12 protein-coding genes are annotated in these 12,410 nt (G+C 31.2%); 3 read left to right on the top strand and 9 right to left on the bottom strand.

Features of this window, described 5'->3' with window-relative positions; all coding sequences use genetic code 11:
- Positions 1-132: 132 nt before the first annotated feature.
- The 3 genes from BUC03_RS09380 to BUC03_RS09370 all read left to right on the top strand — a co-directional run bounded on the left by BUC03_RS09380 (position 133) and on the right by BUC03_RS09370 (position 3,853).
- A complete protein-coding gene (locus BUC03_RS09380; protein ID WP_073150850.1) occupies positions 133-2,154 on the top strand; it encodes a thioredoxin domain-containing protein in 2,022 nt (673 codons plus the stop codon).
- Positions 2,155-2,234: 80 nt separating this feature from the next.
- The gene (locus BUC03_RS09375; RefSeq protein WP_073150847.1) at positions 2,235-3,092 is read left to right on the top strand and encodes a mechanosensitive ion channel family protein; all 858 of its coding nucleotides are present in this window, start codon (positions 2,235-2,237) and stop codon (positions 3,090-3,092) included.
- A 23-nt stretch (positions 3,093-3,115) separates the two neighbouring features.
- Positions 3,116-3,853, top strand: coding sequence for a hypothetical protein (locus BUC03_RS09370; protein WP_073150845.1), 738 nt, complete (start codon positions 3,116-3,118; stop codon positions 3,851-3,853).
- 2 nt (positions 3,854-3,855) lie between these two features.
- Here BUC03_RS09370 and tsaB read toward each other — a convergent pair whose 3' ends face one another.
- The 9 genes from tsaB to BUC03_RS09325 all read right to left on the bottom strand — a co-directional run bounded on the left by tsaB (position 3,856) and on the right by BUC03_RS09325 (position 12,409).
- Positions 3,856-4,524 carry a tRNA (adenosine(37)-N6)-threonylcarbamoyltransferase complex dimerization subunit type 1 TsaB gene (tsaB, locus tag BUC03_RS09365; protein WP_073150842.1) on the bottom strand — a complete coding sequence of 223 codons (669 nt, stop codon included), beginning with the start codon at positions 4,522-4,524 and terminating at the stop codon, positions 3,856-3,858.
- Positions 4,525-4,528: 4 nt separating this feature from the next.
- Positions 4,529-5,794 (bottom strand): efflux RND transporter periplasmic adaptor subunit, encoded by a 1,266-nt coding sequence (locus tag BUC03_RS09360; protein WP_073150840.1) that lies wholly within the window; start codon positions 5,792-5,794, stop codon positions 4,529-4,531.
- 3 nt (positions 5,795-5,797) lie between these two features.
- A complete protein-coding gene (locus BUC03_RS09355) occupies positions 5,798-7,132 on the bottom strand; it encodes a TolC family protein (RefSeq protein ID WP_073150837.1) in 1,335 nt (444 codons plus the stop codon).
- Positions 7,133-7,194: 62 nt separating this feature from the next.
- A complete protein-coding gene (locus tag BUC03_RS09350; RefSeq protein ID WP_073150834.1) occupies positions 7,195-8,310 on the bottom strand; it encodes an efflux RND transporter periplasmic adaptor subunit in 1,116 nt (371 codons plus the stop codon).
- Positions 8,311-8,342: 32 nt separating this feature from the next.
- Complete coding sequence (locus tag BUC03_RS09345; RefSeq protein WP_073150832.1) at positions 8,343-9,608, bottom strand: ABC transporter permease; 1,266 nt, start codon at positions 9,606-9,608, stop codon at positions 8,343-8,345.
- Position 9,609: 1 nt separating this feature from the next.
- Positions 9,610-10,857 (bottom strand): ABC transporter permease, encoded by a 1,248-nt coding sequence (locus BUC03_RS09340; RefSeq protein WP_073150829.1) that lies wholly within the window; start codon positions 10,855-10,857, stop codon positions 9,610-9,612.
- Positions 10,850-11,551, bottom strand: a complete 702-nt coding sequence (locus BUC03_RS09335; RefSeq protein WP_073150826.1) for an ABC transporter ATP-binding protein — start codon at positions 11,549-11,551, stop codon at positions 10,850-10,852. Before BUC03_RS09335 ends, BUC03_RS09340 begins: the two co-directional genes overlap by 8 nt.
- 87 nt (positions 11,552-11,638) lie before the next feature.
- The gene (locus BUC03_RS09330) at positions 11,639-11,869 is read right to left on the bottom strand and encodes a hypothetical protein (protein ID WP_073150823.1); all 231 of its coding nucleotides are present in this window, start codon (positions 11,867-11,869) and stop codon (positions 11,639-11,641) included.
- A gap of 6 nt (positions 11,870-11,875) precedes the next feature.
- The gene (locus BUC03_RS09325) at positions 11,876-12,409 is read right to left on the bottom strand and encodes a DUF420 domain-containing protein (RefSeq protein WP_073150821.1); all 534 of its coding nucleotides are present in this window, start codon (positions 12,407-12,409) and stop codon (positions 11,876-11,878) included.
- Position 12,410: the final 1 nt, after the last annotated feature.

Below are 12,410 nucleotides of genomic sequence, written 5' to 3'. Positions count from 1 at the left end.
AATCCGCAAAATTGTTTTATTAATTCGAGAATACATTGCTTCTATTGTTATCAAAACATTAAATCAATAGTTCTCTACTAATAAGTTTTTACCTTGTATTTTTATCTTTTCAGAAGCCAATATTAGTCATTTATGAAACAACTAGAAAATCTACTTTCAAAAGAAACGAGTCCTTACTTATTACAGCATGCTAATAACCCTGTGGCATGGCAGTCTTGGAACGACTCTATTTTAAAGTTTGCTAAAGATAATAATAAACTTTTATTAATAAGTATTGGTTATTCTGCCTGTCATTGGTGCCACGTTATGGAGCATGAGTGTTTTGAAAATAAAGAAGTTGCCAACTTAATGAATGAAAACTTTATTAATATAAAAGTAGATAGAGAAGAGCACCCAGATGTAGACCATATTTACATGAATGCACTACAAATTATGACGGGTCACGGCGGTTGGCCTTTAAATATTATTGCCTTACCAGATGGCAGACCTGTTTGGGGAGCTACTTACCTGCCTACTAAAAAATGGATGGGTTCTTTATATCAGTTAAGAGATTTATTTAATCAAGCTCCAGAACAAATGGAAGATTACGCTAATAAACTATCTTCTGGAATTAAGCAATTAAACACAATAGTAAAGGCTACACCTTCTGAAAATTTATTTCAAAAAACTTATCTCCAACAAATTACAACAAGCTGGGAAGATAAGTTTGATTGGGAAAACGGAGGTTTTAAAGGCGCTCCAAAATTTATGATGCCCAACAATTTATTATTTTTATTAGAGTATGCTTCTTCAGAAAAAAACACCACTCTTTTAGATTTTGTAGAAAAATCATTACTAAAAATGGCTCAAAGAGGGGTTTACGATACTTTAGGTGGCGGCTTTTCTAGGTATACCGTAGATGAAAAATGGCATATCCCTCATTTTGAAAAAATGCTTTATGACAATGCTCAACTTATAGAACTTTACAGCAATGCTTATGCTTTTTTTAAAGTAAAAAAATTTAAACAAGTAGTAGAAGAGTCTATTAATTTTATTCAACGAAAATTAACACACCCTAAAGGATATTTCTTTTCTGCCCTAGATGCTGATAGTTTAACTATTAGTAACCAAAAAGAAGAAGGAGCTTTTTATTGTTGGACTAAAAAAGAACTACAAGAAATTTTAAATGATGATTTTGAAATTTTTGCAGCATACTACAATGTTAATACTACAGGACTTTGGGAGCATAATAAATATGTGTTATTTCAAACAGAAAGTAATGATACTATTGCTCAAAAATTTAATATAACAACCAATGAACTTCAGATAAAAATTCAGCATTCGAAAAATAAATTATTTAAAATAAGAGAAAAAAGAACAGCTCCAGACTTAGACGATAAAGGTTTAACTTCTTGGAACTCATTAATGATTAAAGCTTACGCAAAAGCTTATCAGGTTTTTCAAAAAGAAGAATATTTAAATGCCGCAACAAAAGCAACTCAATTTATCACAGATAATTTATTAGATGAAAATTACAATCTTTTACGCAGCTACAAAAACAATATAAAAAGTTGCCTGGAAGATTACGCATTATTCATAGAAGCTTTAATAGAACTATACCAAAGTAATTACGATGATAAATATTTATTGCTTGCTGAAAAATTAACCAAGATAGTAAAGAGCAAATTTTATGATGAAGAAAGTGGGCTGTTTTATTACACTGCCAAAGAGGTTAAACTAATACAACGTAGTATAGAAACGCAAGATAACGTCATACCATCTTCTAATTCTGTAATGGCTAAAAATTTATTTTATTTAGGTAAGTACTTTCTTTGTCAAGAGTGGGTAAAGACTTCAGAAATCATGTTATCTACAATATTACCTAACATAACAGATTATTATTCTGGATACAGCAATTGGTTATCTTTATATTTAAAATTAGCCAACCCATTTTACGAGATTGTTATTGCAGGAGAAAACACTAAAAAAGAAGTAAAAAAAATTCAACAACATTTTTTACCAAATAAAATTATTGCACTTAGCACATCTAATTTAAAATTAACAAATAACAAAAGCAGCAATAATCTAAGTATATTTGCTTGTAGAGAAAATTACTGCAACAAACCCCAAAACGACATTAATGAGGTTATTTCTATGCTTCAAAATGAAGTTTAACAAAAATTAAACGTAGTGCTTCTCTTAAAATTGAGATTTTTTTTATTTATTGAAAATATCTATTAACTTAAAAAATGATTATGGATAAATTAAACGACTTTTCTGACCTTGCTAAAGAATATGCCGAAAAATTAATAGCATTTTTACCAAACTTAATTGCTGCAATTTTAATACTTTTTATAGGTTTTTGGATTGTAAAGCGAGTTGTAAAATACTTGAAAAAATTATTCGCTAAAAAAGATTATGATCCTGCGTTAGAAGGATTTTTAACTACATTAGTTAATTACGCATTAAAAGCATTGGTAATTGTTGTAGCTATCTCTCAAGTTGGGATTGAAACCACTTCTCTCGTAGCTATATTGGGTGCTGCTGGTTTAGCAATAGGCCTAGCTTTACAAGGCTCGTTAGCAAATTTTGCCGGTGGTGTTTTAATCATAATTTTAAAACCATTTAGAGTAGGAGACTGGATTGAAGCCCAAGGAGTTTCTGGAGCAGTAAAAGAAGTTAGTTTATTTTACACCAAATTAGATACCTTTGGAAACCAAGAAGCAGTAATACCTAACGGGAGTTTAGCAAATGATAATATTGTAAACTATACCGTAAACGGAAAACGTAGAGAAAATTTATCATTCGGTATATCTTATGATGATGACATTAAAAAAGCTAAAGAGGTACTAATGCAGTTAGTAAATGAGCAAGATGGAATTATGAAAGATCCAGAACCACAGGTTCTAGTAGCTGAGTTAGCAGATAGTTCTGTTAATTTTTCTGTAAGGTATTTTGCCTCTAACGACAAATTTTGGGACATACACTGGAATATGATTGAACAAGGTAAAATTAGATTAGAAGAAGCTGGTATGACTATACCTTACCCACAAAGAGACATCTATGTTTACGACCAAACGAAAATGAACGGAACTAAAGAAAAGAATCAATAAAATTAATCACTCAAATCACCTTTATGAATATTAAAAACTTAACCTTTTTTTTAGCATTAACTTTAACTAATGCACTTACATCTAATGCCCAAATATCACGTATTGATGATAGCCAAGATGTCATGAATCTCAAAAATGTAATTGATCAAAATCCTAAACGTACTAGCTCTTCTAGTATTTTAGATAAACCTAATTTACAAGGATCACCTTATTGGAATGAAGATTTTCAGTCAGGAAAGATTATAAACAAAGAGAGTAATAAAGAAATTAGAAATATAAGGCTTAGATACCGTATTTTAGATGATGTTATTCAATTGAAAGATAATAATTCTGATGATTTTATGATCTTAGATAGATCTCAAAATCTGATTATTTACATCAATAGACAAAAATTTGTATTTCTTGAAAATTACCCTATAAATATTAATGGTACTAATAATGGTTACTCTATAGAGCTATTTAATTCCAAGAAAGCTTCTCTATTAAAAAGAATTAGTCAAAATTACGTAGAAGGCAGAGAAGCAGACAATTCTTATTCAGCTTCTGTACCTCCTAAACTTGAGAAAAAAATCAACTATTTTGTTAAAACAAAGGAAGATAAAATTTCAGCTATTGAGCCTCACAAAAAGAAAGCTGCAGATGCTTTCCCTGATCATCAAGACGAAATAAAATCATTTATCAAGAAAAATAAATTGAAGTTTAGAGGAAGTGATGAAGAAGCTGATCTAATAACTCTTGTAGAGTACTATAGTACCCTATAAAATTACTTCCTATTAATTACAAAATCTTTTAAATAATAAGGTTCAAAATAAGCGACATCTTCTAGGTCGCTTTTTTTGTACTTATATTCTGCCAATTGTACCATTTGTTTTGCAGAAGGCAATGCATTTATAAAGTCTGCATTTTCTGCAGGACAAATTTCTTTAAACTTGTCTACTCCATTTCCTACAAAATAAACCTTATCAAAATCATTGAAATAAGGTTCAAAAGAATTTGCTTCTAATATTTTAGCTTCAATTGGAGATATTATTTTTTTATCTGAAGAATATACTGCTGTGTAAACTTCCATTCTTCTTGCATCTAACATTGGTATAACAACCTCTGTATTTAAAGTTGCTACTTGGTGAGCTAAAGCCTCTAAGGTAGAAACAGAGATTAGAGGTATATTAAGGCTATAACACAAACCTTTTGCTGCAGAAACACCTATTCTTAACCCAGTATAAGACCCCGGACCTTTACTTACAGCAATAGCATCTAAATTTTTTAAAGTTAAATTTGCTTCTGCTAAAGCTTCTTCTATAAAAACATGAAGCTTTTCTGCGTGAGAATAACCACCCTCTTTATCTTCTTTTAAAATAACTACTTCACCATCTACACCTATAGATACAGAACAATTGGTGGTAGTGGTTTCTATATTCAAAATAGTTGCCAAATGATTATTCTTTTTTTGTTGTTGATAGTACTTCTACTTTATCTCCTGGTTTCAAAATTTTAGTAACTACGTTATAAGGACCTGTAATTACTTCTACTTCTTCTGTTAAACCACTAGTAATTTCTATGTTGGTATCATCTTGAATACCTGTTTTAATCACTTTTAACTTTGCTACCTCTCCTTCTTTTACATAAACACATTCAAATGTTTCTGTGCTATTAGAAGATTTCACTACATTGCCTTTAACAGATGTGGTATCATTTTTTATAACAATGGCACTAATTGGTACTGCAATAATATTTTCTTTTTTATTGGTGATTATATCTACAGTTGCCGTCATACCAGGTCTAAACGGATAATAGTTTTCTGGTTTTCCCTCTGTTAAATCTTGATAAGAGCTTTTAACTATTTTTACTTTTACATCAAAATTAGTTACTTGATCTGCTGTAAGCTCATCTGCTGCAGAGTTAGATATTTCTGTAACCACTCCTTTAAATTCTTTATTTAAATAAGCATCTACTTCTACTATTGCAGAATCTCCTACAGAAACTTTTACAATATCGTTCTCATTTACCTCTACTTCTACTTCCATTTCACCTAAATTGGCTACTCTTAAAATTTCAGTTCCTGCCATTTGCTGCGTTCCCACTACACGCTCACCTAATTCTGCATCTAGCTTAGAAATAGTTCCGCTCATTGGCGCATAAATAGTGGTTCTTCCTAAATTATCTTGAGCTTCGTTTACACTTGCTGCTGCACTTTGCACATTATAATAGGCAGATTGTTTAGTTGCTTCTGCCACTTCATATTGAGATACGATATTATCCCATTCAGATTTTGAAATAACCCCTTTGTCAAACAAGGTTTTATTTCTATCAAAATTTGCCTTAGCTTGACGTAAAGATGCTTCACTTTGTGCTAAAGCTGATTTTATATTTTGATAGCTAGCTTGACTACGTTGTAAACTTGACTGGTATAAATCTGGATTTATTTTTACCAATAAGTCTCCTTTTTTCACTTCTTGCCCTTCTGCAATTGGTAGTTCTATAATTTCACCAGATACTTCTGAAGATAATTTCACTTCTACTTGTGGCTGAATTTTACCTGTAGCTGATACCGTTTCTACAATATCCATTTTTTGTATGGTTGCAGTTTCTACTTGTTTAAAGTTTCCTGTTTTACCAAACCACCCTGCTTTTTTACCTGCAATTAATCCCACAATGATTATTACAACGATAACAACTAGAATAAGAAGTGTTTTTTTCTTCATTTTTTACAGCTTTATATCTTCTGGATCTACTCCAAAATACAATTCTAATACTTTTAATTTAAAAATATAATCATATTTTGCTTGATTTACATTTATCTTGGCATTATCAAAACGTTGTTTAGATTGACTAAAATCAAATGCATTAGTTAATCCTACTTCATATCTATCTGTAGCATAATCAAAAGCTAATTGCTGAGATTTTAATGCAGACAGAGCTGCTTCATACGCCTTAGCGGCACCTCTTGCATCTACATAAGCCTGATACACGTTTGACTCTAAATCTAGCTTAGCTTGCTCTAACTGATATTCTGTTCTTTCTAAATTTATTTTATTTCTTTTTACATTTGTTCTAACAGTTAACCCATTAAAAACAGGAACACTCATTTGCAAACCATAACTCAATCCATCATTTTGCCATAATTGATCGGTAAGACTTCTATCTAAAAAATCGTTATCAGCATATCTAGTATTATAACTAAAAAACGCAGATAATGTAGGATAATAAGAACCTTTTGCTATTTGAACATCTTTCTCTGCCAACTCTACACTTTTTTCTGCTAGTTTAACCTCTGGTCGTTTAGCTTGTGCATTCTGAATAATTTCTTGAGGTGAAAGTTCTGCAATGTCTGTTGAAATAACTTCATACCCTTCATCTACTATCTGAAAAGTCTCGTAGTCTTTTACAAGTAATAATTGAGCTAAACTAATTAAAGAAATTTTAACATTATTTTCTGCCACTACAATTTGTTGCTGTTCATTAGCATTAGTTGCCTCAATTTCTAACAAGTCTCCTTTTGGTAAGGTACCCGCATCTACTAAATCTTGGGTTCTTTGTAATTGCTGAAGAGTTACATCATTTTGAGTTTTAATTGCATCAAAATTTGCTTTGTTTAACAAAACCTGCAAGTATGAGTTTGCTACTGCTAAAGCAATATCATTCTCCATTTTCTCTAATTGGTACTGAGAAGCTAGTTGACTTAATTTGGCACGTTGTAACTGCCTAACATTAGCCAAACCATCAAAAAGTGTTAAACTTGAAGAAACTCCAGCTGTTAAAGAAGAGTACACCTCATTTTCAAATTGATTGGTCGTTGGATTAATACTTGCACCTGTATTGTCACTATAAGAAGCAGATCCGTTTAAAGAAGGAATTAGGTTACCAATAGCATCTATTCTATCTAATTTTGAACTCTCTAAATCTAACTCTGATTGTTTTACAGAAATATTATGCTCTAATGCATATTGTACACACTCTTTAAGAGTCCATTTTTTTTCTTCTTGAGCAGAAGCTGAAAAAGCTAGACCAATAAGAGCTATAAAAATTGTTATTTTTTTCATCTGACGGATGGTTTTCTAATTAATAAGTCGGCTAACGGTGTTTTTGTTACAATTTTGATAAATTAATTACCAAAACTCTGTACTGGTTTTACTTCGTTCCAAATCTTTATTTCATCGTCTTTACCAATACCGCTTTTAATTTCTACATATATACCATCACTTAACCCAAGCTCTACTTCTCTTTTCTCAAACTTTTGATCTCCTGTTTTCACCTCTACATAAGGTTCTTGTGTTTTTGCATCAAATTGCAAAAGAGATTCTTTTATAGCTAAAACATTTTCTACTTTATCTAAAATAATAGAAGCATTGGCACTTAAACCAGAACGTATAAATGTGCTATCTGTATTTTTTAAAGTACCTTCTATTTCAAATTGAATTGCTCCATTTTCATCTATCCCTTTTGGTGCAATGTAGTCTAATACTGCATCAAACTTTTTATTTTCTATAGCTCCTATTGTAATTTCTAAAGGTAAATTTTCTTTTATTTTACCAACTTCAGACTCGTCTACTTTTCCTTCAAAAATCATTTTATCTGTGTTGGCTAAGGTAGCAATAGTAGTACCTTCATTAAAATTGTTAGATTCAATTACTTGATTACCTACTTTTACAGGCACATCTAACACCATGCCAGATATTGTTGCTCTAATTAAAGTATTTGCAGCAGTACCAACGCCACTTGCTGTACCTGTTTTTACAATCTCATAAGTTTGTTGTGCAGCTTGGTAGGTTTGCTTTGCTTGCTGGTAAGATACCTCTACTTGATCAAACTCATTTGCAGAAATTACCCCTTTATCAAACAATGATTTTTGACGATTATACATTTTTGTTTGATTATCTAATGCAATTTTTGCTGAAGTAATTTGATTTTTACTACTTGCCAAATTTGAAACATTAGGTACTACTTTTAACTGAGCAATTAGATCGTTCACCTTAATTTGATCTCCTGCTTCTATATAAATTTCATCTATAATACCAGAGATATTAGGCTTGATTAAAATCTCTTCTTTAGGCACAATACTACCAGTAGCAACTGTTTGCTTGATAATAGTTTGGTTACTTGGCTTTTCTGTTTGGTAAACTACGGGATCTTCTTGGTTTTTTTGATATACATAGTATAACGCAGCACCACAGCCTATAACAATTACTAGTAAAATGATTACGGTAAAAACTCTTTTCATTTTAAATATTGATTGATTGATTATTTTATTTTTTATTCTGTTCTTAAAGCATCTACTGGCTTAATTCTAATTGCATTTTGTGCAGGAATTAAACCTGCCAAAAGACCAGACAATACCAGTATTAACAACGCTATTATAATTACACCTATACTAACACTAGGGTTTACAAACATCATTTCTGAAGAATTCATAGAATCTAATAATGTATTTATACCCCATAATACTAGAGTAGCGAGAATTATACCTGCCATACCTGAAATTATAGTCAAGACAACAGATTCCATTAAAATTTGACCTCTTATAGTACCTGGTGTTGCGCCAAGTGCTCTTCTTACTCCAATCTCATTAGTTCTTTCTTTCACTACAATTAACATAATATTGCTTATACCTATTACTCCAGATGCTAACACTAAAAAGCCTACAAAATAAGCCACAATATTTAGTGCTGTAAACAAACCTGAAATTTTATTAAATTCTTGATACAAATCAAAATTACCTATAGCACGATCATCTTCTAAATGAATATCATGTCTCTTTTTTATTACATTAAACACGCTTGTTTTTAAACTTGTAATAGAATGATTGTTATCTGCGGTTATTGCCATCCAACCTACTACATCACCCATATTAAATGCTTGCGAAAAGGATGTAAATGGAACAAATATTTCTTTCTGAGCTTCTTCTGGATCACCCCCACCACCACTTTTTTTAGTGTAAGTACCTATAACCTGAAAATTAACTCCGTTAATTTTAATATAAGAACCTAATACTTCTTCATTAGTCTCATACATCGTATTTTTCACAGATTCACCAATTACAGCGACTTTTCTTTTTTCTTTTAAATCGTTATAATTTAAAAATCTTCCAGAAGAAATATCCATAGGTTGCTGCTGTATAATTTCTGGATAGTCACCATAAACATTAAATGCTCCAGATTTTAAACCTCTAATTACGTTATTACTCCCTCCAAAACCTCCTAACTGGTTTCTTGGAGAAACATAGCGTAAGCCTTGAACGTTGTCTTTTATAGCTTGAACATCACCAGTTTTAAAGTTATAATATCGTCCTTTAGGCATCCCTTTATAAGATTTAGAAGTGTTTTGTGTCCACATAAACATAGAGTTAGTAGCCATACCACCAAAACCTTGTTTAATTCCATTCTCTAACCCTTTACCTGCTGCTAATAATATCACTAATATAAATATACCCCAAAGCACTCCAAAAGAAGTCATTAAAGTTCTAAACCAGTTAGCACTTAACGACTCTAATATTTCATCCCATTTATCTCTACTAAACATATTATTCGTCTCTTAGTGCTACAATTGGTTTGATTCTAGAAGCTCTCCAAGCTGGAAAAAATCCTGCTATTGCTCCTGCTATAATTAATATAAATACTGTAGATATAGCTACTTGAAAATTTACGGTTGGATTACTGATAAAATCTGTTTCTACTAATGGCCCCACAAACTCTAGCAGTAACATCCCTGATAGTAAACCAAAAAAACCAGCTAGTGTAGTTACAAAAACAGATTCATGTAAAATCATTCCTATCACAGATAATGGTTGAGCACCAAGTGCTTTTCTTATACCTATTTCTTTAGTTCTTTCTTTTACTATAATTAACATAATATTACTTACGCCAACTACTCCAGCAAATATGGTTGCTATACCTACAAACCAAAAGAACAAACGTATATTACGCATCATATCGTAAACGGTTTTCATATTTTCTAAAGAATTGCTTACGTTGATAGCGCTTTGGTCATTTGGAGCTACAGTATGAGCTTCTTTTAATTGTTTTTCTAACTTTTCTGTAAAAGCCTGAGAGGTTTTTACCGCTTCTTCAAAATTATCTTCTTGAGGTAAGGTAAATGCAAGTCCGCCTAAATCTTGACCAGCACCAAAAACTTTTTGAGAGGTACTTAAAGGGATAAATACTCTAGACTCTTCTCGCTCTCCTCCAGGGTCACTATATACCCCTACAACTTTAAATAGAATACCTTTAATTTCTATATTTTTTCCTACAGAAGATGTTTCATTTTTAAACAAATCATTATAAACTTTTTGTCCAATTACAGCCACCTTGCCATAACGCTTGTTGTCTGAATAATTGATAAATCTACCGTCTGTTAAAGTTGCACTTTCTAAAAATTGATAATCTGGTAAAACCCCTTCTACTCTATAACTTCCTGATTCTTTTTTGTAATTAACTAGACCACCCCAAATTCTATATAAACCTGATTTATATTCTAGTTGATCTTGAAATTTTCTATCTGCTAAATCGTAATCTTCATTTTTTAACTGAATATATCTGCCTGGATTTAATCCTTTATACTCTATAGAAGTTGCCCCTGTCCAAACAGAAATTCTGTTAGCGGCATCTCTCTGAAATTGATTTTGAACTCCATTTTGCATACCTGTACTCACTCCCAACAAAATCACTAGAATAAAAATTCCAGATGCCACAGATACTCCTGTTAAAAAGGTTCTTAATTTATTCTTCCTTATAGTATCAAATATTTCTTCCCAACGTTCTAGGCTAAACATGTGCTTTGGCTCTTACTTGTTTTACAATAGAATCATCTATAATTAAACCATCTTTTAAATTCACAATACGTTTAGTCATGTGAGCAATATCATCTTCATGAGTAACTATTAAGATGGTTTTACCTTCGTCATTAATACCTTGTATTAAATCCATTACTTCATATGATGTTTTCGTATCTAAAGCTCCAGTAGGCTCATCTGCTAATAAAACTTTAGGCTCACTAGCTAAAGCTCTTGCTATTGCTACTCTTTGTTTTTGCCCTCCAGAAAGCTCGTTTGGTAAATGGTGTGCCCAATCTGCTAAACCTACTTTTTCTAGGTAAGAAAAAGATTTTTCCATTCTCTCTTTTCTTGCTACACCTTGATAGTATAAAGGTAAGGCTACATTATCTAGCGCAGATTTATAATTGATAAGATTAAACGATTGAAATATAAAGCCTAAGAATTTATTACGGTATTTAGCGGCAACTTTTTCGTTTAAATTTTTAATTGGGAAGTTATCAAGGGTATAAGAGCCTGAATCTGCTTCGTCCAACATTCCTAAAATATTTAATAATGTAGATTTACCTGAACCAGAAGACCCCATGATAGAGACTAACTCTCCTTCTTTTACACTAAAATTAATTCCTTTTAGTACGTGTAGAGAACTAGCTCCTGTTTTGTAAGATTTATGTAGATCTGTAATTTCTATCATGCGAATGTAAATTTTCTTAAAAGAAACATTTACATATATGACTAATGAAATATAATATCGTTACAGCTTTATATGTTAAATTAACATTTAATCAGTTTTAACACCTTTTTTTACCATTCTATAAATAATGAAACCAACTAAGCCCATTAACAAATATGGCCAAACCATTAGATAAACAATTCCATCATTAATAGCTTCTGCAGCGCCACCATCTGCCTCACTTTCTAATACTGCTCTACACATAGCACATTGTGCAAAAGTTACTTGCGGAGCTATTACTAGTAAAATAAATAGTGTTATTTTTTTTAATATCTTCATCACCAATTAATAATAAGGCATCATAAACAAATACACTAATACACCAGTTACAGCTACGTATAACCATATAGGAAATGTCCACCTAGCTATTTTTCTATGTTTTTCATATTCTTTAGTTAATCCTCTATACATAGTAAATAAAACTAAAGGAACTATAATTGCAGATAATGCTATATGTGTAATTAAAATAATAAAATAAACAGGTCTTAAAAAACCTTCTCCACCAAACGGTACCGGATCATTACTCATTTTAGATATCACATAACTCACCAAAAATATACTAGAAAGTACAAATGCTGAAATCATAGCATTTCGGTGAAGTTTCATATTTCCAGATCTTATAAAGAAAAACCCCATCATAAGTAAAATTGCGGTTAATCCGTTTAAAATTGCGTGAAAAAAAGGAAATGTACCTACATCTAAACCTAAAAGATTATAACGTTCTGGCAAATTCATTAAAACTAAAACAATAAGCGGAACCAAAACTGAAAGAATAATGATTACCGGAATTGCTACTTTATCTTTTTTAATATTACTCATT

It is taken from the genome of Mesonia phycicola (assembly GCF_900141885.1).
Classification (GTDB): domain Bacteria; phylum Bacteroidota; class Bacteroidia; order Flavobacteriales; family Flavobacteriaceae; genus Mesonia; species Mesonia phycicola.
This window is presented reverse-complemented; position numbering and strand designations above follow the sequence as displayed.

Bases quoted from the DNA above. Each gene is read 5' to 3' on its own strand.
- BUC03_RS09380 (WP_073150850.1), top strand. From the start codon at position 133: ATGAAACAACTAGAAAATCTACTTTCAAAAGAAACGAGTCCTTACTTA.
- BUC03_RS09375 (WP_073150847.1), top strand. From the start codon at position 2,235: ATGGATAAATTAAACGACTTTTCTGACCTTGCTAAAGAATATGCCGAA.
- BUC03_RS09370 (WP_073150845.1), top strand. From the start codon at position 3,116: ATGAATATTAAAAACTTAACCTTTTTTTTAGCATTAACTTTAACTAAT.
- BUC03_RS09360 (WP_073150840.1), bottom strand. From the start codon at position 5,794: ATGAAGAAAAAAACACTTCTTATTCTAGTTGTTATCGTTGTAATAATC.
- BUC03_RS09355 (WP_073150837.1), bottom strand. From the start codon at position 7,132: ATGAAAAAAATAACAATTTTTATAGCTCTTATTGGTCTAGCTTTTTCA.
- BUC03_RS09350 (WP_073150834.1), bottom strand. From the start codon at position 8,310: ATGAAAAGAGTTTTTACCGTAATCATTTTACTAGTAATTGTTATAGGC.
- BUC03_RS09345 (WP_073150832.1), bottom strand. From the start codon at position 9,608: ATGTTTAGTAGAGATAAATGGGATGAAATATTAGAGTCGTTAAGTGCT.
- BUC03_RS09340 (WP_073150829.1), bottom strand. From the start codon at position 10,857: ATGTTTAGCCTAGAACGTTGGGAAGAAATATTTGATACTATAAGGAAG.
- BUC03_RS09335 (WP_073150826.1), bottom strand. From the start codon at position 11,551: ATGATAGAAATTACAGATCTACATAAATCTTACAAAACAGGAGCTAGT.
- BUC03_RS09330 (WP_073150823.1), bottom strand. From the start codon at position 11,869: ATGAAGATATTAAAAAAAATAACACTATTTATTTTACTAGTAATAGCT.
- BUC03_RS09325 (WP_073150821.1), bottom strand. From the start codon at position 12,409: ATGAGTAATATTAAAAAAGATAAAGTAGCAATTCCGGTAATCATTATT.